Below are 25454 nucleotides of genomic sequence, written 5' to 3'. Positions count from 1 at the left end.
TTTTTATTTGTCTTGTATATACTCCCAGCGATTTTCATATTGCAGTAACTTTGGATGTGGAGGAACCTGTTTGCGGCAAACGATCAAAAGCCGGATTTTTCGAATCCATTCGTCGAATATAGGGAAAGATGCCAATTGATTCGCGTAAACATCCGAAATATAGAGAAACAGCGGCGGATCGTATTTTTCCATCATAAATTTCAAGGCATAATCGATCGGCGTATATTTTTCCCGTTTTCCTTCCAGTGGCTCGATTTGAATCGGCACAGGCGACCGGATCGCATCGATTACATCACGGATTGCATCAAGACGCTTGGAATACGGCAGATCGATATGTACGCCCATCCCTTTCAGTGTTTTTTGATTATGTGGATACAGTACGATACTGGAAAAATCCCTTTTTTCTGCCGTATCAATCAATTGTTCCAATTCATATACGGTAAAGCCATCAAATGCGTCCATCATGACAAGTGTACCTTTTTGCAGAGATTCCGCAACCTCTGTTCCGAACGGCACCATATTGCGACCTCGGGCCATACAATGATCTCCTCCATCTCAGTTATCCACAAAACCTTTTATTATTTCTGCCTGGTTTTCAACAATTCTCATATAGTTATCAACAGTATCCACAGGAGTTATTCACAATTTCCACAATAAAAAAACCCCGTTGTATAAACAGGGCAGTTATAAAGCAGATTCACATTTACTGATTAAAATCGACAAATGGGAGGACATGTCGATTTCATATGAAGAAATATCCTCCCCATTCCCATTTTTCAAAATACGTATGATTGGACGATCCGGGTACTTCGCATTCACATCGACTACAACACCTGTTTCCCCCGTCGATAACGAAACAATGGTGCCGATCGGAAACAAAACAATATGATTCCGAAACGTCTGCAGCATGCTTGCGTCGTATTTGCCAAGAGACCCGTACAAAATATCCATGGCTTCGTGAGGCAAATATCCGTTTCGATACGGCCGTTTTGCAATGAGCGCCGTATAGGTATCCGTAATGCCGATAATTTTGCCATATGTATGTATTTCTTTGTCTCTAAGACCTCTCGGGTAACCGGAGCCATCAATGCGTTCATGATGCTGAAGCGAACAATGTGCTGACAATAGGGGGATATCTGTCTGTTGTCGCAGAAATTCATATCCGAGTATGGTATGTTGCTTGATTTCCTCTAGTTCTTCTTTCGTCAATCTGCGTTCCTTCTCTAGCAACTCAGAATCTAGCAAAATCATTCCAATATCATGCAGCATGGCGCCAATACCCAGTTCCAACAATTGACTGCGATCAAGTCCCAATGCAATTCCCAAAGCGGCGGAATAAATTCCCACATTTACCGAATGTGTATACAAGTATTTATCCGCCGTATAAATGCCTGTCAATTGCAGAAGCAATTCTTTCGTTCCCTGAAGATCGAACAGAATGTCTTCAAATACCCCCCGAAATCTCATTCCTAACTTTGCTAAAGAAATGGATCGATTCCAACGTCTTGCTTCGAGCATGTCCGAAAATGTTTCCGACACCATTTGCGTTGCCCGAATTTTGGTCTCATTCGAAACAGAGTCCTCGAATACGATATCATCCGTTCGCGGATCGGATACGTATACACGTTGTATTCCCAATGATGCCAGCCGCCGTATCATCATAGCGGTCAATTCTACACGGGCATTGATCAAAATTCGTCCTGATGCTGTATAAATCGGTTTGGCCAATCGTTCCCCAGGCTGCAAAGCGGATATCTGTTTGATATACATCTGTCACCCGTCCACTCTTGTCTCTGCATGAGAGGCATACTCGATAAAATAAAATGCTGAAACAATAATATCCTCATGACTTCATTCGACATATTTGCACATGTTCCTACATGATCACCTGAAAATACAAAAATACTCCGGATTTTGCTGTATTACAAACTGTTATGCAACTGTTTGCAATAGCCCCGAAAGCAGTTGGTTTCCCTATTTTCCCAATACCTGATCGAATACTTCAGGCTTAAATCCGACTGTCACTTGATCCCCGCACACCAATATCGGACGTTTCACCAACATGCCGTCAGAAGATAACAGTTCATAAATCTCCACGTCCGTCATGGTTTTTACCATATCTTTCAGATTGAGCTCTTTGTATTTCCGGCCGCTCGTATTTAACCATTTTCGGGGATCCAAACGACTTTTTGCAATCCACTCCCGCAGTTCCTCTTTCGTTGGCGGTTGTTCGACAATGTTTCGATCCACGAATTGGGCTCCTTTTTCCTGCAGATATTTTTTCGCATTGCGGCAAGTTCCGCATTTCGGGTATTGTATGAATTGAATCACGTCGATCCGCTCCTTTACATGCTGCAAATGGGTTCGTTTCTTCATACACTTTCTGCGAATGTTTTTTGCTGCTTTTTCATTTCAAATTATCTTCATCATAACCTATGAATCAAAACTTGTAAAAACAAACGCCATTTGCGAATTTCAGCCAATTCAACAATGCAATAGCTTCATCAATAAAAATGGGGTATAATGGTAAAAAATATGGAGGGATTCTGGAAATGAAGTTTACGCGAGCAGACGCATGGAATTTATTGAATGAGTATACGAAAAACCCTAGTTTAATTAAGCATGCACTAGCTGTCGAAGCATCGATGCAAGCATATGCAAAAAAATTTGGCGAAGATGTGGAAAAATGGGGAATCACAGGTCTTTTACACGATTTTGACTATGAGCAATATCCGTCAGCCCAAGACCATCCATTCAAGGGTTGTGATATTTTACGGGAATTGGGATATCCGGAAGATATGATCCATGCAATTTTGGGACATGCCGAATATTCCGGAGTAAAACGGGAATCTTTGCTTGATAAAACATTATTTGCAGTTGACGAGCTGTCCGGCTTCGTGACGGCTGTCGCACTCGTCCGACCAAGTAAAAGCATTTTTGACGTAGATGCCAAAGCAGTGAAAAAGAAGCTAAAAGATAAAGCATTCGCAAAGGGCGTTTCTCGTGACGATGTATATAAGGGAATCGAAGAACTTCAAGTCGATATGGATGAACATATTCAGTTCGTTATTGATGCACTGGCAGAAAAAGCGGATGAACTGGGAATACGCGGAGTCACGGTGGAAGCATAATCTATATGGAACAAAAAAGTGTTAATCACAGAGATTAACACTTTTCTGAATTCCTACATAGACATTCTTACATCGGATTGGTTTGATCCGGCAGGTATTGCAATAATTGTTCTCCATTCAGTGTGTGAACAGATTCGTGGGCAACTTTTGCACTTTCTTCAATCCACCCAAAACCCGGAGAACCTTTCGGAACATCCGGGAAGTGTTGTACGACCTGAATCCTCCCGTCTATGAGGGGACCACGGAATAGTGCAATATCAAACAATTGTGCTGCTTCACTGCGTGTTGCCTGACCATTCGGATCAAATTGGTTATCTGCATTTCCTTCGATATAATGAAGTGCTTTGGCTGTTCCAATGATATCTTTCGCCCAATGCTTATCTGTATCGGCAAATCCTTGAATCGGTATGGTTTCAATTCCCCGTACTTGCAGCAGTAAAGTCACAAGCTCAGCACGGGTCAGCGGCGCATCCGGACGAAACGTTCCATCTCCGAATCCTTGCATGTAGCCGGAGTTTGTTACTTCATTGATGTATTTATAAGCCCAATCATTGCTTGGCACATCCGAATACGTTGTATTCGCAGCAGTATCGCTTAAATGTTCGATACGCGCGACTACTGCTGCTGCCTGGGCGCGAGTGATGGAAGAATCCGGATGAAATTTGCCATCGGGAAACCCTACAAAAAATGGTTGATCGATTTCTGTTCCTATGCGAATGAAAACAGGAGCGGATGCTGATGAATCTTGACCATCCTCACTTGCCACAGCAATCAGTTTAAATTGCGTATCTGTTGCGTCATCTGCTTCCGCTTTTAAGTGAAATTGAATAACGGCAACTCCATTCGCTTCCACATCCGTCAAATTCCATTGCAGGATTCGAGTCTCTGGATCCCACTTTCCCCCATCATCGCCGCTTGCTTCAACATCCAATCCAACCGGCACTTGTATTTTCAATATGACAGTTTTTAATTTTTCAATGTGAATATTATGGTACAAGATATGGTACGAGGATGTGTGTCCGGCACCTACTGTCTTTTGGTCACATACCAATTGAACATTTTCCGTCGTGTCTGCATTTGCCATTGCAGGTGCTGAAGAATACGCAAAACAAGTTCCAAGGACCATCATGGAAGCAATACTCGTACGTACAGCTTTTCCCCAGTTGTGCATTATACCATCCCCTTTATTTTTTCATGCCTCATAATTGTACGTAATGAAATTGCGAAACTTGACGGCAGACAAGCCTGCGATATGAAAAAGGTACAAGGGGGCATGATACACAATGGTTGAAAGCATAAAGAAAACTTGGCTTCGCCAAGATTTACGGCAAAGCCTTAGTTGCACTTATACTATCAACCTCTAAAGTTTAAGCGCTGATAGTAAAAAAAGCAGTGATACGGGATCACTGCTGAATGACAGGTCTCTTTATTCTGAAAACTGTTTCCATTTCAATCCAAAAACCGGAGTCCTGAACTCTGCCAGTTTTTTGAGCAATGTCTGGCTGTCTGAAGCGGAAACCAGCAGCTCTTTGTGTACTTCCTGCACAAATCCGCCTCGTATTGCGTGGTCAATCATCTCGATCAGAGGTGAATAATAGCCGGCGATATTAAAAACACCAATCGGCTTTTTGTGGATTCCAAGCTGTGCCCAGCTTATCACTTCGAATAATTCCTCAAACGTTCCGTAACCGCCTGGCAAAGCAATATAGGCATCTGCAAGGTTGCCCATCGTTGCTTTCCGCTCGTGCATATCTTTCACCTGTATGAGTTCCGTCAAGCCCGTATGTACAATTTCTCCCCGAAATAACCCTGTCGGCATAACGCCGATCGCTTTGCCGCCATGTGCAAGCACCTGATTGGCGACTTCACCCATTAATCCGACTTTCGAACCGCCATACACCAATTCAAATCCATTTTGCGCAATTGCTTTGCCAAGATCTTGGGCAGCAGTCGTGTACTCTGGATTTGAGCCTAAATTCGATCCAGCAAACACACAAATTCGTTTCATTGAAAAACCTCCAAAAATATAAGCACTCTACACCCTACTCTATATGAGTATAGACTACATCGCACAAGAAAGAAACGAGCGCTTCTCACTCGTTTACACGCAGCTCAACATCCAAGACTCCGAAATGGGAAAGCGGCTTTTTCAATTTATGAATGATTCCCAAATTCTCTCGGAAGCATAAAAGAAACGATTGTACCTTTTCCCATTTCACTTACTATATGAATTTGCCCTTTGTGTGCTTCTATGATTTGTCTGACAATCGAGAGACCAAGACCCGAACCGCCCAACTTTCGATTTCTTGATTTGTCTCCCCGGTGAAATCTTTCCCATATATGAGAAAGTTCTTCTTCAGGAATTCCCGGACCATTATCTTCGATGTCAATAAAAATTTGTGTATCGGAATATCTGGAACGGATGATGATTTGACCGTATTCCTCGATGTATTGAATCGCATTATAAATCAGATTAATCAATACTTGTTCAATTCGCTGCGCATCTGCAACAATAATCGGCAGATTAGAGGCCCCATCATAACGGATGGAAAGATGTTTTTGGCTCCCATGCGGCTCCAGTGTTACGAATACGTCCTGAATGAGCAGAGCTAAATCCACAGCTTCAGGTTCGAGTTTAAAATTCGTTTCCTCAAATTTCGCAAGATCCAATAAATCATCTAATAATTTCTTCAGTCGCTTCAACTCTTCGTGAACAATGCCAATGTATTGCTTGCGTTCTTCCTCGGAATTGACCAAATCCTCATCAAGAATCTGAATATATCCTGCGATATATGTTAATGGCGTACGGATTTCGTGGGAAACATTGCTCAAAAATTCCGCCCTTGTTTCCTTTTGGTTTCGAAGGTGATCCGATAATTGATTCAAAGCATTCCCAAGACTCCCTAATTCATTCTTGCTTTTCGCTTGTATTTTCTTGGTATAGTCGCCTTGCATAAGATGTTTTGCAACTTCTTCCATCTTGAGCAAAGGACGCATCATGCGCTCGATCAGAATCAGAGCAGTTCCCAATGCCAGCAAAACAGCACCTGCGATTGAAAGCAATACCACCCGGTTGGTTGACTGTATCACCGTATCTCCGCTGATGGCCGGTTCTATGAGAAATATTGCTCCTTTCCCTGGACTTGTAACTGGAACACCCGCCACAAAAACGGCTTCTTTAAATGGTGCTGTCGACGTTTTTACCACGATCTCATGCCCCTGCAAAACCTGCTCTTCCCCTGGAAGAGAAAATGTTTGCGCATCTGTCGGATTATCCCCTTCCCGATAGCGAATTTGCCCATGCCCATCGACAATCACTACGCTTTGGCCATGTTCCAATTCCAACGCATACTTCGGCTTAAAGCCCGGACCGATGATTTGAGAAAAGGAAACCGCGTGTTTTTGCAAATCGGTCATATGTTCACTGGTAAAAACAGTTTTTAGCAAATGATCAAACGTGAGAGCCATCGACAAAATAACAGCACTCAACAATACGAGTAGAAGAAATAAAATTTTCCCGCGTACTTGCCGAATCATTCTTGGCTTCCCCCGAATCGATACCCGACTCCCCAGACGGTAAGTACGGGGTTGAAGGAAAGTCCCGCCTTTTTACATTTATCGCGAATGTGCTTTACATGTGTATCGATGACCCGCTCTTCCCCTTCGTGTTCATCTCTCCAGATTTGAATGAAAAGTTCATCTCTGGAAAACACACGCTTGGAGTGATTCGATAATAGTTCAAGGATTTCAAATTCTTTAGGAGTTAAAAAAACTTCCTCGTCCCACACGATAAGCGTATGGGATTCTCGATTCAGGTTAAATTCTTTCCTTTTTTGATCGGATCTTTTGCCTGCACGTTTCACCAATGCCTGGATACGAGCGACTAATTCACGCATATCAAATGGCTTTGTAAGATAGTCATCCACACCTAAATCAAACCCTTTCAGCTTGTCTTCCATTTGCGACTTTGCGGATAATACAAGGATTGGAATATTCATAGAGTATGTTTTTAAAAATGTGAAACCATCCATAACCGGCATCATAACATCTAAAATAATCGTATCAAATGACCGGGTTTTTAGAAGATGCAATGCTGTTTCGCCATTTTCTGCTTCTGTGACTTCCATGCCATATGCATGCAAATATACACGAATCATCTTTCGCATTTGTTCTTCATCATCAATAATTAGAACTTTTACAGACATATCGTTCTCTCCATATACTACGCAACTGCGTATCAAATAAACGATCTTGTTAAAGGCTGTCACAATCCTCAAAGGCGAGTCTTGCAGGATTTCGCCTATACTCGTATCATACCACCATCCTGCAATGGTTCTATATCGATTGATCTTTATTCAATTTTTAGTTGAAGTTTAACTTGAACTTGATCCATCTATTTGAGCGGTTTGGTATGCATGATCTTTTGACGGTAAAAATGAAAAAGGAACTCCAATCTATTTAGAGTTCCAGAAAATTGTAAATAACCTGTAATTCGAATCATTTATTCTGCGATAATCATGTACTGTTTATCATTGGGCCGAACCAATCGGGTTTGAAAATCAAAGGCTTGCAGTTTTTGCTCCAACTCTGACGCTTCCAAACGCTCTTCCAGCGGAGGACCGGATTCCATTTCTTTCTTTTCCCATTCAATCACCAATATTTTCCCATTGGGCCGCAAAATTCGTTGAAATTCCCGGATCGCTTGATCCATATCTCCGACTTCATGCAGGACAAAGGAGCAAAGCAGCTTATTTACACAATGATCGGGAAGTTGAATGTGTTCCATATCGCTTTCCACGGTTTGAATGTTGCTGATATCGGCTTCTCTCATGTTGTCCTGTAAGATTCGAAGCATTTCCGGTTCCACATCTACACCGTACACTGTCCCTCGAGTCATTCGTGCAGCAGGAATGGCAAAATATCCGGGACCGCAGCCAATATCTGCAATATCATCCTGCAATCCAATTTCCAATGACTGAAGAATTTCTTCCGGCGGCAAAAGTTTCTGCCGCTCCGGGCTTGTAAGTTTGTGTACGTGTTTGGGATTGAATCGGTGACCCATATTTGCTTTCCCCTCTTTTCTCCGCTTAATGAAGATTTTCGAAATCGAACGGTGTCTTAGTTGTGATGAACGGCACAACGATTGGGACCTATCTCCAACTCCGTTGCTTTTTCCGCTGTCACATCGACAACACCGCGATTGATATCGACGATTTCCTCATAGTTCGGCGGTGTGCTGCTGCCTACAGCACCAACCACCCGCTCCGTAAACTCTTCCCGATTTTCGGTACGCATAATGTCGTTGCTTTTGCGAATCTCGCCTAATGTGGCGCCAATAAATCCGTTAGCATTGATTTCTTGAATGTCGGCAAAATGAGTTGGCAGCACCAAGACATCATCGGAGAGATTGGCAATCGTTGTAAATACGGTATCGTACAACGATTGCGCCCATTCCCGTGCTTTTCCACCCAAGTCAGGCCGCCCCAATCCGCCCACAAAAATCGTATCGCCTGACAACAGAAAACGATCGTTGACCAAAAAAGATGTGCTGCCGGGTGTATGTCCCGGTGTTGGAATGGCCAAAACCTTCACATCCACCGCACCCACTTGAAAATGATTATGCTTATCCAATGGTTCAAAATTGTGTTTTGCTTCTTTCATCTCGCTCGAGGAAATGTAATACATGGCTCCGGTTTTTTCCGTCAATTCAGGTCCGCCGGAAATATGGTCCGCATGCAAATGTGTATCCATTACATGTGTGATTGTCGCGTGCTCCTTGTTGGCTACTTGGATATATTCCTCGATATGTCTGCCGGGATCCACGACGAGTGCTTTTCCTTCCGAAATCACCATATAGGAAAGGCAACCTTTGGCAAAACGATTCAGTTGAATCAATTTCATATGCTCATCCATGGCAATCGTCACAGGATGATAAAATTGACTCCATTCCAGCATGCCTTCTTCCAATACACTTACAGTATATCCTTTTTCGTCCAAAATTTCTGCAACCATTTGGGCGCTGCCGCCTTTTGCGCAAACGACGACGATTTCCGTGCCTTTCGGCAGGTCTTTATAATTTTTTTCATCCTCATCCAAAAAATCGAAGTAAGGCACGTTAACTGATTCGAGATTTTTCCCTTCGATTTTCCAATCGTTATATTCTTCCGGATTTCGGACATCCAAAATAAAAATCGGTTCACCACTATTGATCTTTGCATGCAACTCTTTTGCACCAATCATTTGCAATGCCATCGATTCCCCACCCCTTTTTATTACTGTTTACATGTTTATTTTTCCGCTTATTGTTTTTCAACGGGTCCAGACCATTCCGCCATGCCTGGCACCACATTTTTCACATGTTGGAACCCTTTTTCCGTTAGCATTTGACAGGCAATATCACTGCGGTTTCCCGTCCGGCAGATCACATGGATCTCTTGCTCTCCATGTGTTGTTTTCAGTTCTTCGATCGCTTCTTCCAGCTTGCCGAACGGGACCAATTTTGCCCCTGGAATGTGGCCAAATGCGTATTCCATCGGTTCTCGAACATCCAAAATCACCGGTTTGTCCTGAAGTTTTGTCTGCAATTCTTCATTTGTAATGGTATGTGGATGTTTCTTTTCCGGTTTTAATTCATTCTCGTCAGACTTGCGAATATAGTGTTTGAAAACACCCGCATCTTCTTGTGTGCCAATAAATTGATGGCCCGTTCTTTGCGCCCAGCTTTTCACATCTGCCACGGAACCAGGATCTGTTGCAAGCACTTCCAGAACTTGGCCAGGCTGAATTTCTTCCACTGCTTTTTTTGTGCGAACAATTGGCATGGGACAAGATAATCCTTTGCAATCGATCGTTTTATTCACCGAATAAGACATAGTATTTGTATTCACAATCGTACACCCCTACACTCAATTTTTTTCTGTTTTGTAACGGTTAAGCCGGCTTGGCCGGCTTAAAGTAGAATGTCGTTTATGGTTTGGTTTGATGATTTAAAACGTTACGGATACATCCGCATCATATGCGAAATCCAGGAATGTCACTGCGCCGCCAACATCGATGCCGTCAATAAAAGCATCTTTGGTAAGGCCCATCACATCCATTGTCATTTGGCAGGCGATCAATTTTACGCCGCTTTCCTTGGCGATTTCGATCAATTCCGGAATCGTTGGGACATTTGCGCGCTTGAATCCTTCCACAAAATGTTCTTTTCCAGGACCCATCGTCAAAAGTTTGTCCGCATCCTTGTGAATCATTGTCAATGCTTCAAATGTGAAGAAAATCGCCACTTCTGCATCTGTTGCAGCTGCTGCTGTTGCAATATTGAATACTTTATAGGCATTATCCAATCCACCATTTGATGCGATAATCGCTACACGTTTTGCCATTTTGAAATCTCTCCTTTAAATTGTATAGAATCAGTATTTTGAAGTATAGAATCAATATTTTATAGAAAACATCTCAAATAAAGATGTTTTATAACTTGAATGCTGTTTTTTCAACTTTACATGTGAGTCATTCAATCATGAACGAAATCAGCTTTTTATCCTTTAAAAATATTTCATACCAAGTTCATCGCAGATTCATCCCAGATTCATCTTAGGTTCACATTAAAAATGCATTGCCTGAACATTCACATATAGCATATAGCATGCGACAAGAATGATAATGCCGGAAAATACATACTGCAGCATGCGTTTGTTTTTGCTTAATTTGGTTGCAGCCTTTGTACCGACAATGCCGCCAAGAATGCCGCCCGCAATATACAAGAGGACCACAAACCAATCCACATAACCGGATAGCGCATAGGAAATCGCCGTCGTAAGCCCAAATGTCCCCACAGAGAACAATGAACTTCCGATTGCCTGGATCATCGTCATGCCTGTGGAAAAGATGAGACCAGGTACAATCAAAAACCCGCCGCCGATTCCAAAGAATCCGGATACCAGACCTGTCGCAAGCCCTGCAGGCAAGACTTTTGCCAAATTCACCCGAGAGACCTTTGACTCACTTGCATCACTCTTTTTGGGCTTGAGCATGATGATCGCTATGACAAGCATCAATACGGCAAACAAGAACAATAATTCTTTTCCATTCACAAGCTTTCCAAATATCGATCCCACATATGCACCGATTGCTCCCGGAATCGCAAAAGCGATGGCCGCTTTCCAGCTTACATTTCCTGCTTTCCAATGTGGCACCAAATTCATATACGCATTGACCGAAACAGCAAGAGCTGTACTGCCGATCACCACATGCGGATCATGAATACCCACAACATACAGCAGCAAAGGTACTGCCAATATGGAGCCGCCGCCGCCAATCAGGCCTAACGTGAATCCGACAAGGCCGCCTGATATCACAGACAACACCATTTGCAGGAATGTCAAATGTATGACCATAGGCTCACACCTCTCTCTAAACCCTATCTCTCTTTCGTGAAACGAATGGCCTGTCTTTTATCCACATAATCCAATCAGAATTTACGAAAAATACGTTTGTACATTCATTCGTACTCTCACGCTTACGACATGAATGTGCTGTTTGGAGACACCGGGATCGCCAGGATCCCGGACCTTTGTTTTGGATCTTCGTTTCTTACGCTTTCGCTTCATCAATCGCAGCAATGAGTGTCTGTTCAATCGTTGCCGCAATTTCTTTTAAAGCCGGATCATTGACGACTTCCATCAAAAACGTAGGTTTTGGCAGGCCGATTTTTGTCGCTCCCTCCTCTTCATATACGACGATTTTACAGGGAAGAAAATAGCCGACAAGACTGTTTTGTGTTAACACCCGCTTGGCTTCAACCGGATTGCACACTTCAAGAATTTTAAATGATCGGTCAAAGTCCACACCTTTTTCCTGCAGTTTCGCAGGTACGTCCATTGTCCAAACAACACCAAATTTACGATTCTTGAGACTTGCTTCCAGTGCTTGCACGGCATCGTCTACGGATTGATTTGTTTCCACTGTGTAATGAAACATCTTTCTCACCTCATTGGATTTTTTTTACGATAAAGCGATAGATTCCATTTTCTTCTTCCATATTGACCAATTCATGCTTGGTTTGTCTGACCCAACCTTGAAAGTCATTGACGGATCCTTTATCTGTGGTTTCCAATTGCATAGTCTGGCCAGGCGCTAAAGAATCCAATCCCTTTTTGGCTTTTACGATCGGCATCGGACAAGATAATCCTTTTGCATCAACAATCAAATCTGCTTTCATGTGTACCCCTCCACCTAGTTTTTTACTATATCTAGCGCACATCACCTTATACCTATATGGGTATATGGATGTGCTTTTAGAAAGGAGACCCTTCATAACAAAAGGTTGCTCCTTTTACTTTGCTTATTTTACAAAGCCGCCATGCCATCCGGAAATGCCAGTTTTTAGATGGGCGACTTTTGTAAATCCATGTTTTAATAAAATTTTGGCTGCTTGTCGGCTGCGCATGCCGCTTCTGCATGTAAGAACGATCGATTGATCGGGATTCAATTCTTGAATCCGATTTGACAACTGGCTCAAGGGAACATTTTTAAATCCTTTGATATGTCCACCTCGATATTCATGAATTTCACGGACATCGATAAAGGAGTATCCCTTCGCTTTTTGGAGTACATCTTCAACTTCTTGGGAAGTTAAATTGACCAATCCCTTCATCGGAAGAAATTTGCGAATGAGCAGCAAAAGCACCAATCCCAGCAGAATATATTGAATCCATTGCATATCGAGTCACCTCTTCCAAACGGTGGTATTTATACCTTATAGGGTATATTATAAATTAGAATTTTTCTAATTGTCAACATCTCAATTTTTTAAAATTTCGATGGTTTAAAAAGAGTGGGCGAGAAACGCAACAAACCTAAACAACCCGTATGCAACTCCTGCCAGGAGTATCAGTTTTTGAGAAGGTCACATGGATTTCCAAAACTTTTTCAACTCATTCACCTTCTTGCTGCACAAGATTCTTACTCTCAACATCAATGCATTTATACCCATAAGGGTATATTAAGGTGCGATTCTCAATTTGTCAACACTTGTGTTGCTCGCTGTTTGCTGTACAAATAAGAAAGAACGCCAAAGTCAACGTTCTATCTATACGGCAACTTTGGCTGATTCATTCCTCTCGTGTATGCGATTATGGTTTTTTGATATTTGAGCTCCCATCTAAAGTTTTTGAATATCTACGAATAAATCAAACTGTGCAGGTGAACCGCCAATAATATCTGCATAGCAGGCATTTGGAATGGTGGGATCCATTGCAAGCAGATTGTTGACGGAAAATCCTTCTCCTCTTCCTTTTGCCAATCCCATTTCTTCATGCAACGGCCGATTCAAATCAAAAGGCGTCCAATTGTAAGACTGCGGTGGACGGATCACTTTTCCGTCAATCACGTAGGGCTTCGAACCATATTGCGTATGGCCGTAATTATAGGCGGCTCCTACGATTCCCGGTTTGATCATCTCGGTAACGAGCAATTCACCTTCAGCATGATAGCTTGACGATTTGACTGCAATTCGATCTCCTGTTTTTAAGCCACGTTTTTTCGCATCAACGGAATTCATCCACACATAATTTTCATCGCGAACTTCACGCAGCCAGGCATCCGCAATCGTCCGATGCGATCCAAGATTTCTTGCTTTCCAGTTGATCATTTTCAATGGATACAATGCCGGCATGCTTTGACCCTTGTAATCGCTTGGCGGCTCAAGCACTGGCAATCCGTCAAAGAACGCTCCGTTCGCCGAATTTTTGAAATGTGCGACTTTATCCGCATAGATCTTCACTTGGGAACCCCATTGATGTGTCAAATGATCTCCCGTGTAGGCTTGATCCGCCGATTCAAAGCGGCCGCCGCGGTTTAAAACGTAAACGACTTTTTTCCATTCTTCTTTTTTTACGGCAGCCTGCCATTTTGCCAGATTGAAAAACTGCCCAAGGGCTTTTTTCCTCGCTTTCACAAACGTATCCAGTTCGTCGCTTGAGGCATCAGGGACAGGCTTTCCATCATATGCAATGTTGGCGGCCCGTTTCAGATAAAAATCTTCCACGGAATGCAAAGCCCCGCCGCCTGCAAATGCATGGTCCCCCACTCCAGGCAATTGCATTCGTTTGGCAATTTCCAGATATACTTCATCAATCGATTTTGCATTTGAGACCACTCTTGTAACCGGCTGAATGACTGTACTGACTTTTGTCGGCAAATTTTCAAAAACCGACTCGGCTCCGAATCGCTCCAAATAACCGAGATCAGGCAACACATAATCCGCCACCGCAGCTGTCTCTCCCATGACGATGTCGGAAACCACAAGCAGCGGCACGACTTTTGGATCTTTTAACAGTTTTTCCTGCAGCCGTCCGTTAGGAAATGACAGGATCAAAGACATGCGGCTGACAAACAGGGCTTGGATGGAATAGGGATAGCCCCTTTCGGAACTTGGCAAAATATCATAACTGGCTGCGCCTGCAACCGGATACCAGCGACGTTTCGCGGGATATCCGTCGTTTTTAAAATATGTGGTTGTTTCATACGTCACTTTATGCCTGTCGAGCGGAATGCCCCAAGCATGATGGGCATTCGGTACGCTTATTAAATCATAGCGGCCCGTAAAGTCGGCAAATTTCGCCCCACCTGTAAGGGAGCCCCCCTTCCAGTCCGCATTGCCGATCAAATGACTCAGAATATTGATGGCGCGTACGGCATGAAATCCATTCACATGTTTGGCAGGTCCACGATATGCCATGATCGCTGCCTTTTTCCCATGTGACGTATACTCTTTGGCGAGAAATTGGATCTGTTCGACCGGAACTTTGCTTAACGCTGCATACTCTTGCATGGTTTTCTCCATGACCCGTTTTTTCAGCAAGGAAAATACAGATACCACATGACGGCCTTGGATCACCGCATCAACCTCCAAATCCCCTCGATGTGCCGATTTTGCTGTTTTCAAAACTCCTTGCTCCATCACAACGGGAGATTCGTCTTCTGCAAGTCCCAGATCTTTTGCCTTGAGCAAAGGTTTTCCGGGCGCATCCACATGTACCAAATAGGTGGCGTCACTCCAGGTCGGTTCACCATTTTGCTTTGCGGCCGTTTGGTTGGGATTCCGTAAATAGGATTCATCGTAGCGATGATTTTCGATGATCCAGCGAATCATGCCAAGGGCAAGCGCCGTATCTTGGCCAGGCTCGACTGCAATCCACCAATCTGCCTTTTCCGATGTCTTGCTCATTCGCGGTTCAATGACGGCCAGTTTCATGCCGCGCGACCTTGCATTTGTAATTTTCGGCGCCAAGTAAGTCGGAGCTTTACTTGCAACAAGGGGATCTGTTCCCCAGACAATCAGAAACTCCGTATTCTCAATATCTGCCATCAAGCGTTTTTTGATCCGTTTGCCGCCATCGTAGGATTGCACCGTCCCTGTACCGGAAGAAGCGCCGCAAATCGATGTATGGTCATAAAAATTGACAGAGCCTAATTGGCTGGTAAAAAACCGGGTCGCAAAATCCCGGCGATCCCCGCCGAATCCGACAATTTGATTGGCTTTTGGACCTGCATCCGGATGTTTGGTGTCAATCAAAACTTCCCGGTACTTGGCGTCAAACGCTTGAGACGTCATAGTGCCGCTTTTTACTTTTTCCCAATCGTCCATAACTGGTTTTTGCGGGACATACGCCCAAAGTTTTTTCAGTCCGGGTGTTCCCAACTTGGTATTTCCTTCTAAAATATCATGAAAGGCTTCTTCCCATGTGATGCTTTCCCATTTTCCACTTCCCCGCGGCCCCACACGGCGCAAAGGCGTTTGCAAGCGATATGCGTCATAAACCGTTTGTATGCCTGCTTGCCCTTTCAGACAGGTTCTGCCACCCCGAAATCCTCGTCCCGCAACTGCCATTTCTGCGGTCGTAAGTCCTGCTATTACCTTTTTGGGCGAAGCGCCATAGGGAACTTGCCCATATGGAATAGTATTTAAAGGGCTGAACGCATTGCCGGATATCTTCCGCACCAAGGATGAATATGGGGCATTTTTATCTCCAGGCACAAGCAATGCACGGATCGTACAACTGGAGTTGCACTGTTGACATACAGTATGGATGATATCTGTTGCGTCATAATTCTGGTCATCTCCACCGATGCCATGAGGTGTATCCTCCCAACTGTTGCCCAGCGCCTGTTCAAATGGGTGAAACAAGGCAGGTGCTACAAGGCCGATTCCAACCAATGCGGAAGCGCCTTTCAAAAATTGGCGGCGCGATAGTTGTTTTTGATTCTCTTCATCATGATGTTTCTCAGTCATCGTTCGCTTCTCCCCTTACCACTTCATATTGATCGATCGGCAACAGCTTCTCGCCGATCGTATAGAGAAGAAAACACATCGCAATCAAGCCAAAACTTGTGATCCATTCGGAGACCGTCGGATAATAATTGCCTCCGGGCAGTCCATTCATCACGGGAACAATCAGCATGGGTACGACCATATTGAAACGCACTCCCACAACTCCGATAATTGTGAGAATCGATGCAACAAAAATCCATGTGATTGACTTTCTCGTTTTTGGAAGAAACAGCAAAATCAATGGCACAAACATCGCCAAACCCATTTGGAACAACCAGAACGTCCACGCCCAAGAACTTCCCGCCATTGTAGAGATTGTCGCCAATTCTTCCGGTTTTACGCCATACCAGCCAATTAAAAACTCATACCATTCGAGCGCGAGTTCAATGGATAAAAACATGACCAATAAGCTTCCGAGAGAACGAACCATGGTCACATCGCTGGGACGCTTCAACACCTTGTTTTTCGCCACATAAATGGCAATCGACAACGCTGTGCCCGACACAAGCGCCGATAAAATAAAGATGACGGGAAAAAGTCCGGTATTTAGAAAAGGACGTGCTTTTGCAACGGCAAAAATCGAACCGGTCCCGCCGTGAACTCCAAAAATAGCCAGTGGTATTCCGATGATTCCCAGGATTTGCAGTAGTTTTCGATCCCTTTGCAATGCTTCATCAGAAATATTCCGATATCCGAATGTAAGAAATCCATAAAACTTTGCGAAACGCGTCGGCGAATTTGCCAGCCGTACCAAATCCACACGCATGGAAAAATAGAGTTCTACGACAAGCAAAGCAATGTACAAAATATAGAAATGAATCTCCCAAGCCATCGTGCTTGTTACATTCCAATAGATGATCGAATTAAAGATATGGTCCGGTCGCCCAATATCCAAAAAAATGAATGTGATCGCAGTAATCATGCAAACAATCGCGGAAAGCAAAGCAGATCGGCCAATCCGTTCATATTGGTGCATGCCGAAGCCATATACAAGTGTCGATAAAAGGAATGAACCTGCACTCATGCCGATAAAATAAATATAAAACGCGACCCATTCTCCCCAAGGAACAACATTTGACAAATTGGTAGACGTCATTCCCTCAAGCAAATATCCCTTTACGAGTGATACCATTCCAAGAATAAAAACAAGCAATAAACTGGCCCACCAAATTTTCTCAATCTTTTTTAGATTTGTTTGCCTTGCGGAAGAATGCTTTTGCGAAGAATGCCGTTGATACGAAACAGGGATTTGATGCATCTTTATCACTTCCCTTCATGGACTTTCATACATTTTTTTGTTGTTTTTGATTATTTACTGTTATTGCTTGTTGTTTTGTTGCGCCCAATTTATTCTAAATAGAATTTATTTTAAATAGATGACTCGCGGTTCTGTGCCTAACTCTTCACGCAGGCGAAATGCCCTTGGGCTGGCTGCCAATTTTGACACGATACTGTTCGGATCATTCAAATCCCCAAAATATCTCGCATCACCGATACATGTCTCCACGCACGCAGGCTCTTCTCCGCGCTCGAGACGATGCATGCAAAACGTGCATTTGCGAACCGTGCCTACCGGTTCTTTCGTCGGCGTGCGCCTGCCGTGTGCAACACCGTATTCCGATGCTTGCACGGCGTCATATCCGGTCATTTCTTGTTCATAACTTAATCCAAAGTCAAAATAACGGGATCCATACGGACAAGCAACCTGACAATAGCGGCAGCCGATGCATCGGTCTGCGTCAATGGCGACAATGCCATTTTCCAATTTATATGATGCCCGCACCGGACAAACCTGGACACATGGGGGTTTGTCACACTGCATACAGGGACGCGGCAAATTGATATTTTTCACGTTTGGAAATGTTCCCACCGTATCTTCAATGACCACGTTATAGGTCACGCCTGGCGGTGTCCGGTTTTCCGCCTTGCAGGATACGGTACATGTATCGCAGCCCACACATTTCGCCAAATCGATCACCATGGCCCATTTTTTACCGCCAAACGCACGGCTTTTCGGATTTTTTGGCGATTCTTTCACGGGCTGAAATGTGACTCCGAATTCTTCCTCGACCGCCTGTTTGAATTTTTCATAGAACTGATCGCTTGTTATGACACCTTTCATCACCTGTTGAGCGCCTTTCGCCATTGCCAACCCCAGTTCTGTGTTGTAATCCACCCGATCCAGAATCGCTCTCCCTTCCTCCAGTTGTTGTTCAACGAGTGAATCCCATACTTTCTTTGGTATATCCATTTGCTTGCACCTCACATTCCATTACTGACTGAGAATTGGCTTATTTGGACGATTTAGACTCCGCATCATCAAGCAAATCTTTTGTTCCGTCTTTAAAAGCACGAATCGTTTTTCCAAACGCCTTGCCAACTTCCGGCAGTTTACTTGGACCAAAAATCAACAACGCCAAAACCAAAATTATAATCAGACCAGGAACTCCAATATTTGATAACATCTTGATAACCTCCCTTATCAGCGCAAAAGAATTTTTTGAACAACTCCATCGTACCCTGCCATTGAAGCATCCAATAGATTCATCCTGACTAACTTCCCTTGACAAACTTGCGCTATTGACACCTTCATAAAAAACACAAAAAAACCCTTCGCGGTGGAAGGGTGGGTTATCCTTTTCGTTTGCTCGTTGGTTGGGGGGTTGTTTTCTTTGTTTGATTTGAGACAGACTGATTTCTCTTTGCATCCAAGACTTTCCCCATGTGCAAAGATTTTTTATGGATAGGAATCCCTAATTTGCGGCTGTACTGCTGTAAAACACGCTCTTCCCTTTCCGTTACCATCGAGATGATCGTGCCGGTCGCTCCCATTCTGCCTGTTCGCCCCGAGCGATGCACGTATTGGGTCAGGTCCTTCGGAAAATCTACATGGATGACATGTGTCAATCCTTCGATATCAAGTCCTCTTGCAGCAACATCCGTGACCAGCAGCAATGGGAATTTGCCATCACGGAAATTTTTCAGCGCAGACTCTCGCTCTGTCTTTTTCGACTCACCGCTCAAGGCTCCGAAGGAAATTCCTCGATCCTGCAATCTTGCAGCAACTGTATGAAAATAATTCATATCGTTGATAAAAGCCAAACCTTTGATTTGATCCATTTTCACGATCCGACGCAGCAAATCCATTTTTTCTCTCGGTTCACACAAGAAGTAGATATGCTCAGCCTTGGAAGGAGCCAGCGTGTCCGCTTTAATTCGGATGATTTCCGGGTGTTTCATCATTTCTTTTACGAGTTGCTCCGTTTTTGCAGATACGGTGGCCGAAAAGCAAACCACCTGTCGATCTTGGAGCGTCGTCTTAATGATGTTTTGAATCGTATCCATAGCTTCAGGTACGAGCAGTTGATCACCCTCATCGAATACAATCGTTTTGACCTCGTGCATTTTTAGTTTTTTCATGTTGATCAGTTCGAGAATTCGATTGGCTGTCCCTACTACGATTTGCGGATGTTGTTTCAATTTTTCCAGTTGTCTTTTCAAGTCTGCTCCGCCGATCAATGCAGTTGCATGGATGTCGCTGCCTTCCGTCCATTTTTGAATCACCTGTTGAATCTGCATGACCAATTCCCGCGTAGGCGCTAAAATTACTGTTTGCGCGTCTTTCTTGCCGGGGTCGATCTTTTGCAGTGCAGGCAGTAGATAGGCGATCGTCTTGCCTGTGCCTGTTGGGGATTCTGCCACTACATCTCTTCCGTCTAAAATCAGTGGAATGGCCTTTGATTGAATCGCCGTCGGTTGCGTAAACCCGGATTTTTTCCAAATCTCTTGTAAAAATGGCTTCATGTTTGCTGCGATTGGCCACATATCTGTCATGACAATCTCCTCACTATGTCTTGGAGTCGTTAAACGTTGTGTATTCAACTTTATGGTATCGAATGATTAATGGATTGCACGTTATCTGAATTGAAATTATATCACTAACAGATGCGTATGTGGTAATCCCGTACGAGACTCATTCGCTTTCCGGTTTACGGAAAATCGCTGCACCAATTCCTTTGAAACAGCTTACATCTATGATCAGAGCAACACATCCACTCAGATTTTTTCTGTCAAACGCCTCCAATATTCGTCTCATATCGGCTGGTTTGCTCGGTCTCACAACCAACTCTAACTGCCGGCAGTCCGATTCTTGCTTCTGTGCCCTTTCCCAATTCACTGAAAATTTCGAGTTTCCCACCCATAGATTCGATCAATTGGAATGTAACCATTAAGCCAAGCCCCGTTCCATTTTCCTTTGTTGAATAAAATGGATTCCCCACGCGTTGCAATTGCTCTTGTGTCATGCCCTCACCAGAATCAGTGATCGTAATGATAACCCGATCGTCGGAACGAAATGCCTGTACAGCAATACTTCCTCTCAATACGATCGCTTCAATTGAATTTTTGATCAGATTCATAATGATTTGTTTGAATTTATCCTTATCTCCCTGAATTCGAATACCTTTCTCGCAATCCAAACGCAGCTCAATATTTTTCATCAGCGCATATGGAGACATAATATCTACAATGCTATTTAAATGATTGCACACCTCAATTGGCTCAATTCGATCATTATGAGGCCTGGCGAGATTCAGATAATCGCTTATAATCGACTCTGCCCGATCAAGCTCGTTTATCACCATTTTTATATACTGTTGATTTTTTTCGTCAACTGATTTGCTTAACAATTGTATGAATCCACGGACAACCGTTAAAGGGTTGCGCACCTCATGTGCAATGGATGCTGCCAACTCGCTGATAACGGTTAATTTCTCGGATCGTTGGATCTCTGCATGCATTTTTTTATTCTCGATCATATTTTCAATTAAAAATATCGATATAGCCATTGCGATGACGGATAAAAAATAAGCCTTTAAATAAAATACAACCTCATATGAATCTACGTTTGTTACATCGTCGTTCATTTCAAGAAAAATATAAAATGTTACGATCACAAGCAAAAAGGATACCCCGCCAATCACTCCACCATACATCATCTTTTTGTTTCGATTCAATACATGAAATTGTTTGCGAATCAAAAATACCGCCAAAGCAAATACAATCGCAATGGGAAATGACGTGTACACAGCAGATCCGCCTATGTACAAACGATATCCTAATATCATAACAAAAGCGGGAATCCATGAGTAGAATCCACCATATAAAATGGCAATTGCGTAAGGAATCCAACGCAAATCTAAAAGAAAGCCGTCACTCAATACTATGGGAAATGTCATACAGAAAATACTGGAAACTCCAGACAAAACTCCGATAAATAAAAAATTTCTTCTTGAAAAATTTTTAAACAATCTATTTTCAATAATAAGTTGATAAATAAAAATTGGAAATAAAATGATTATCATTTGTAATACAAGGTTTTTAATCACCTTTATGCACCTTCAAATGAGGCAATATTCTTTTAATCTAACAAAATGCCCATTTTGTTATATATATTTACAAAATTATCTATAAGCTACACTGAAAATTATAAAGTTTTTTGTCGAAAAAAGCGACCTATTTGAAAAGTTTTTAGAATTCAAGATATTACAATGAAAATCGTTCTAAAGCTTCATCAACCATGTCATCATTAATACCAATATATCGTAATGTAATAGAGGGACTGGAATGTCCGAAAATATACTGTAGCATAGCCACATCTTTATATTGTTGGTAAAAATGATAGCCAAACGTTTTTCGCAAGGTATGTGTACCAATTGCTCCTTCAACTCCACAAGCTTTTGCTGCATTATGGATGATTTGCCATGCTTGTATCCTGGTTATTGGTTTTTCACCTTTTTGTGAAAGAAATAAATAATCAGAATCAGCCATTCGAAAGGTATATTTTTCAATTTCACTTTTTAAAATCGGCGTTATGATGGTTTTTCTTATATTTTTTGTCTTTTTCTCTTTAATTTTAAAATGTTTCGTGTACTTGACATCCATGACACGTAAAGGCAGCACATCACTGATTCGAAGCCCAGAATTGATTCCAAAGACAAACAAAAAATAATCTCGATACGATTTACGTAGTAAATAATCTTTTATTTCCTGGATTTTATCTATATCCCGAATTGGTTCAACGGCGTTTGCTCCCCGCTTGCTGCTCAAAGGCCCCACCTCAATCAAAATGTTAGATTTTACAAACAAAAAAATTCAATATGTTAAATGATATTTTTGATATAATTCTAGATCAACTTAAAAATCCCTTGAATACCAAGGTATTTAAAGCTATTTTACATTTTATAACAATCTAACAAAATGGGCATTTTGTTAGATTATGACGATTGGAATGATAGATTTTGTCACTCGATACTTTATTGCGAAATGATAATTTTTTTCATGTGTATCAACCAATTTGGGATATTTCAAGTTGGGATGTAATGGGTTATGAATCATTTTTTCGATCCGATTGGAATTCAAACCCGGAAGAAGTCTTTCAATCGGCAATGAAAACCAATCATATTTACGAACTTGATACGAAATCGATAATCAAAGCAGCCTCTACCTTTCATCGTGTTTATGAAACGAATAAAACCATGTTGTTTTTGAATATTTTTCCTTCTACGATGCTGAATCCTGAATTTTTTTCTTTTATAGAACAACTCATTCATCAAACAACAATATCCTGTCAGCATATTGTTTTTGAAATTAATGAGAGCGAAAAAATTGAGAATACCCAGCTTTTTCTTGAGGCTATGCTTCGATTGAAAAATTATGGATTCTTATTGGCGATGGATGATGTGGGAAAAGGAGAAACATCAATACAGAAACTATTTGAACTGAAACCGGATTTTATAAAAATCGATAAATATTTCTCGAATGATTTGTCTTTTTCGGATAAAAAACAAAAATTTATTCGATTTTTGGTCGATGTTTGTAAAGACCATGGAAAAGTCATTTTGGAAGGAATCGAAAAGCCGGAAGATTTAGCTGCTGCCAAATCATTAGGTGTTCCGATTGCGCAAGGATTTTTATTGGGGAAACCTGATAAAATGGAATTTAGTTAGCATGTTGAACGGTTGTCCGTTTGGGTGCATTGTTCGATATCCTGGGATTTTCCCTGTCCATCTTCCGAAACTGTCAATCAAAAGTTTGGCATGTTTATAGATCGCTCCGACTCCTGAACTTGGCACGTTCCATACGTTGACAAAAAAGAGGTCCGGGAAACTTCTTATGTCTCCTAGACCCTTTGTCCATTCCCCGATATCTTGAATTACTTGATTCCCGTTGTGGAAATCCCTTTGACAAACTGTTTTTGAAAGATAAGAAAGATCAGAATCATCGGCAATGTGAGCATGATGACACCGGCCAGTACGCTGTTCCAATAGGCGTTATACTGTCCGTAAAAGGAATTCAGCCCGACGGGCAGCGTGTACATATGTTGTCCGGTCGTCAATAAGACGGGCCACAAAAACGCATTCCAGTTGCCTTGAAATGTAAAAATGACTTGCGTTGCCATAAGTGGACGGGAAAGCGGCAAAAAGATCTTGAAAAACGTGCCCCATTTGCCAAGTCCGTCGACTTCCGCCGCTTCTTCCAATTCTTTTGGCAAACCAAGAAAAAACTGCCGGGCCAAAAATATCATAAACGGGCTCATTAAAAACGGGATCGTCAAACCTTGATACGTATTGATCCACCCCAAATTCGCCAACAGCATGTAGATCGGAACCAAAAGAACCTGCCCCGGAATCATCATGGTCGCCAGAAACACGTAAAACAGCACGCCGCGCAACGGAAACTTAAATCTGGCAAAGGCATACCCTGCAAGCGTATTTACAATCAAATTGCCTATTGTGACAATCACTGCAACAATCATGCTGTTTAACAGCCATCTGCCGAAAGGAAAATTACCCAATATATACCTATAGCTGGAAAAACTCAATTTGCTGAGAGGCGTCCACATATGAAACACCTCTGACGTAGGCTTTAACGATGTGTAGATCGACCATACATACGGAATCAACGTCAGAATGGAATAGAAGATCGCTACGGTGTATAGGGCAACCTGATTTTTTTTCATTTGTTCCCCCTCCTTACTCTTCTCGCCCCAGGAAATAGTTCTGAATCAGCGTCAAGAGCAAAATAATGACAAACAGGATGAAAGCCATCGCTGACGCATATCCCATTTGCATGGTTTTAAATCCCTTGTTGAACAAATCCAGCACGACCGAAAGCGTAGCATTCAAAGGTCCGCCGGTTCCTCCCGATATCACATACACCTGGTCAAACACTTGAAACGTGCCAATCATAGACATGACAATATTTAAAAAAGTGGTTCGGCGCAGCAATGGAACTGTAATATACCAGAGCAAGCGCCACCCCTTTGCACCGTCCAATTTCGCAGCTTCGTAAATCTCTTCCGATATGTCTTGCAACCCGGCAAGATAGATGATCATAAACTGGCCGACGCTCGACCACACTGCCATAGCCATGATCGCCGGCAATGCAAAAGTCGGGCTGTTGAAATAATTGGGACCGTGAATTCCAAAGTGCAATAAGAGTTGATTTAAAATCCCGGCCGGTTCAAAAATAAAGATAAAAATGACGCTGACGGCTACTGTGGAAGTCACCGTCGGCAGGTAATACGCAACGCGAAAAAATGTCTTGCCGCGTATGTTGTTGACGATTAACGCGAGAAACAGGGCAAGCGCTGTCTGAATGGGAACGACACAAATGGAATACAAGGACGTATTCCACAAGGCGCGCAAAAATTCGGGATCCCGAAACAAGTGCAAGTAATTCGAAAAACCGACAAATTTCGCATTGCCAGGATCCAAAAAGGAAAACTGAAAAAAACTGATATAAAATGCGTAAAAAATCGGTCCGATTAAAAAGACGGCCAAGGCCACAAGGGCGGGTAAAAGGAACAAATACCCGGCCATGGCTTGATCAAATGTATTTCGTTGAAAAAATTTATGACGGTTTCCCATGGATCTTCCCTTCCTGCTCAAGTTATCGGAATCCATGCAAACACATACGGGTTTGCATGG

Annotated in this window: 26 protein-coding genes; 2 read left to right on the top strand and 24 right to left on the bottom strand. The window is 42.7% G+C overall.

The features are described from left to right. Nucleotides 1-3: 3 nt before the first annotated feature. The 3 genes from LSG31_RS09805 to LSG31_RS09795 all read right to left on the bottom strand — a co-directional run bounded on the left by LSG31_RS09805 (nucleotide 4) and on the right by LSG31_RS09795 (nucleotide 2376). A complete protein-coding gene (locus LSG31_RS09805; RefSeq protein ID WP_347439086.1) occupies nucleotides 4-537 on the bottom strand; it encodes a hypothetical protein in 534 nt (177 codons plus the stop codon). Between the two features lie 147 nt (nucleotides 538-684). Beyond that, nucleotides 685-1770: an HD-GYP domain-containing protein gene (locus tag LSG31_RS09800; protein WP_347439085.1), complete on the bottom strand. Its 1086-nt coding sequence runs from the start codon at nucleotides 1768-1770 to the stop codon at nucleotides 685-687. 204 nt (nucleotides 1771-1974) lie between these two features. After that, nucleotides 1975-2376 (bottom strand): arsenate reductase family protein, encoded by a 402-nt coding sequence (locus tag LSG31_RS09795; protein WP_347439084.1) that lies wholly within the window; start codon nucleotides 2374-2376, stop codon nucleotides 1975-1977. Nucleotides 2377-2552: 176 nt separating this feature from the next. On the opposite strand from LSG31_RS09795, the gene LSG31_RS09790 reads away from it, so the two are divergent. Beyond that, nucleotides 2553-3131 carry an HD domain-containing protein gene (locus LSG31_RS09790; RefSeq protein ID WP_347439083.1) on the top strand — a complete coding sequence of 193 codons (579 nt, stop codon included), beginning with the start codon at nucleotides 2553-2555 and terminating at the stop codon, nucleotides 3129-3131. Nucleotides 3132-3198: 67 nt separating this feature from the next. Here LSG31_RS09790 and LSG31_RS09785 read toward each other — a convergent pair whose 3' ends face one another. The 19 genes from LSG31_RS09785 to LSG31_RS09695 form a co-directional block, all read right to left on the bottom strand. Further along, complete coding sequence (locus tag LSG31_RS09785) at nucleotides 3199-4302, bottom strand: S-layer homology domain-containing protein (protein ID WP_347439082.1); 1104 nt, start codon at nucleotides 4300-4302, stop codon at nucleotides 3199-3201. 255 nt (nucleotides 4303-4557) lie between these two features. Continuing rightward, nucleotides 4558-5139: an LOG family protein gene (locus tag LSG31_RS09780; protein WP_347439081.1), complete on the bottom strand. Its 582-nt coding sequence runs from the start codon at nucleotides 5137-5139 to the stop codon at nucleotides 4558-4560. A 146-nt stretch (nucleotides 5140-5285) separates the two neighbouring features. Further along, entirely contained in the window at nucleotides 5286-6668 is a 1383-nt protein-coding gene (locus tag LSG31_RS09775) for a HAMP domain-containing sensor histidine kinase (RefSeq protein WP_347439080.1), read from the bottom strand. Then, nucleotides 6665-7336 carry a response regulator transcription factor gene (locus LSG31_RS09770; RefSeq protein ID WP_347439079.1) on the bottom strand — a complete coding sequence of 224 codons (672 nt, stop codon included), beginning with the start codon at nucleotides 7334-7336 and terminating at the stop codon, nucleotides 6665-6667. The genes LSG31_RS09775 and LSG31_RS09770 overlap by 4 nt, the downstream gene beginning before the upstream one ends. A 296-nt stretch (nucleotides 7337-7632) precedes the next feature. Further along, the gene (locus tag LSG31_RS09765) at nucleotides 7633-8193 is read right to left on the bottom strand and encodes a class I SAM-dependent methyltransferase (protein WP_347439078.1); all 561 of its coding nucleotides are present in this window, start codon (nucleotides 8191-8193) and stop codon (nucleotides 7633-7635) included. Nucleotides 8194-8249: 56 nt separating this feature from the next. Continuing rightward, a complete protein-coding gene (locus LSG31_RS09760) occupies nucleotides 8250-9383 on the bottom strand; it encodes an MBL fold metallo-hydrolase (protein ID WP_347439077.1) in 1134 nt (377 codons plus the stop codon). A 47-nt stretch (nucleotides 9384-9430) separates the two neighbouring features. Further along, nucleotides 9431-10003, bottom strand: coding sequence for a sulfurtransferase TusA family protein (locus LSG31_RS09755; protein ID WP_347439482.1), 573 nt, complete (start codon nucleotides 10001-10003; stop codon nucleotides 9431-9433). Between the two features lie 114 nt (nucleotides 10004-10117). Next, nucleotides 10118-10513, bottom strand: coding sequence for a DsrE/DsrF/DrsH-like family protein (locus LSG31_RS09750; RefSeq protein WP_347439076.1), 396 nt, complete (start codon nucleotides 10511-10513; stop codon nucleotides 10118-10120). A gap of 222 nt (nucleotides 10514-10735) precedes the next feature. Beyond that, nucleotides 10736-11527 (bottom strand): sulfite exporter TauE/SafE family protein, encoded by a 792-nt coding sequence (locus tag LSG31_RS09745; protein WP_347439075.1) that lies wholly within the window; start codon nucleotides 11525-11527, stop codon nucleotides 10736-10738. Nucleotides 11528-11723: 196 nt separating this feature from the next. Next, nucleotides 11724-12110, bottom strand: coding sequence for a DUF302 domain-containing protein (locus tag LSG31_RS09740; protein WP_347439074.1), 387 nt, complete (start codon nucleotides 12108-12110; stop codon nucleotides 11724-11726). 10 nt (nucleotides 12111-12120) lie between these two features. Further along, complete coding sequence (locus LSG31_RS09735) at nucleotides 12121-12351, bottom strand: sulfurtransferase TusA family protein (protein ID WP_347439073.1); 231 nt, start codon at nucleotides 12349-12351, stop codon at nucleotides 12121-12123. Between the two features lie 123 nt (nucleotides 12352-12474). Beyond that, nucleotides 12475-12852 (bottom strand): rhodanese-like domain-containing protein, encoded by a 378-nt coding sequence (locus LSG31_RS09730; protein ID WP_347439072.1) that lies wholly within the window; start codon nucleotides 12850-12852, stop codon nucleotides 12475-12477. A 441-nt stretch (nucleotides 12853-13293) separates the two neighbouring features. Next, nucleotides 13294-16425, bottom strand: a complete 3132-nt coding sequence (locus LSG31_RS09725) for a molybdopterin-dependent oxidoreductase (protein ID WP_347439071.1) — start codon at nucleotides 16423-16425, stop codon at nucleotides 13294-13296. Then, a complete protein-coding gene (nrfD, locus tag LSG31_RS09720) occupies nucleotides 16418-17722 on the bottom strand; it encodes an NrfD/PsrC family molybdoenzyme membrane anchor subunit (RefSeq protein ID WP_347439070.1) in 1305 nt (434 codons plus the stop codon). The genes LSG31_RS09725 and nrfD overlap by 8 nt, the downstream gene beginning before the upstream one ends. 105 nt (nucleotides 17723-17827) lie before the next feature. After that, nucleotides 17828-18715 (bottom strand): 4Fe-4S dicluster domain-containing protein, encoded by an 888-nt coding sequence (locus LSG31_RS09715; protein WP_347439069.1) that lies wholly within the window; start codon nucleotides 18713-18715, stop codon nucleotides 17828-17830. Nucleotides 18716-18755: 40 nt separating this feature from the next. Then, a complete protein-coding gene (gene tatA, locus LSG31_RS09710; protein ID WP_347439068.1) occupies nucleotides 18756-18929 on the bottom strand; it encodes a twin-arginine translocase TatA/TatE family subunit in 174 nt (57 codons plus the stop codon). Nucleotides 18930-19095: 166 nt separating this feature from the next. Beyond that, nucleotides 19096-20280 (bottom strand): DEAD/DEAH box helicase, encoded by a 1185-nt coding sequence (locus LSG31_RS09705; RefSeq protein WP_430734273.1) that lies wholly within the window; start codon nucleotides 20278-20280, stop codon nucleotides 19096-19098. Between the two features lie 254 nt (nucleotides 20281-20534). Further along, entirely contained in the window at nucleotides 20535-21827 is a 1293-nt protein-coding gene (locus tag LSG31_RS09700) for an ATP-binding protein (protein ID WP_347439481.1), read from the bottom strand. A gap of 181 nt (nucleotides 21828-22008) precedes the next feature. Next, on the bottom strand, nucleotides 22009-22572 hold the full coding sequence (locus LSG31_RS09695; protein ID WP_347439066.1) for a site-specific integrase: 564 nt from the start codon (nucleotides 22570-22572) through the stop codon (nucleotides 22009-22011). 191 nt (nucleotides 22573-22763) lie between these two features. Between LSG31_RS09695 and LSG31_RS09690 the strand changes: the two genes are divergently transcribed. Then, nucleotides 22764-23471 carry an EAL domain-containing protein gene (locus tag LSG31_RS09690; protein WP_347439065.1) on the top strand — a complete coding sequence of 236 codons (708 nt, stop codon included), beginning with the start codon at nucleotides 22764-22766 and terminating at the stop codon, nucleotides 23469-23471. A gap of 206 nt (nucleotides 23472-23677) precedes the next feature. Here the strand turns inward: LSG31_RS09690 and LSG31_RS09685 are convergent, their stop codons facing one another. After that, nucleotides 23678-24484: a carbohydrate ABC transporter permease gene (locus LSG31_RS09685; RefSeq protein ID WP_347439064.1), complete on the bottom strand. Its 807-nt coding sequence runs from the start codon at nucleotides 24482-24484 to the stop codon at nucleotides 23678-23680. A gap of 13 nt (nucleotides 24485-24497) precedes the next feature. Next, a complete protein-coding gene (locus LSG31_RS09680; RefSeq protein ID WP_347439063.1) occupies nucleotides 24498-25394 on the bottom strand; it encodes a carbohydrate ABC transporter permease in 897 nt (298 codons plus the stop codon). Nucleotides 25395-25454: the final 60 nt, after the last annotated feature.

This window comes from Fodinisporobacter ferrooxydans (assembly GCF_022818495.1).
In the GTDB taxonomy this organism is placed as follows: domain Bacteria; phylum Bacillota; class Bacilli; order Tumebacillales; family MYW30-H2; genus Fodinisporobacter; species Fodinisporobacter ferrooxydans.
The sequence above is the reverse complement of the archived record's forward strand: the minus strand, read 5'-3'. Positions and strand labels throughout refer to the sequence as shown.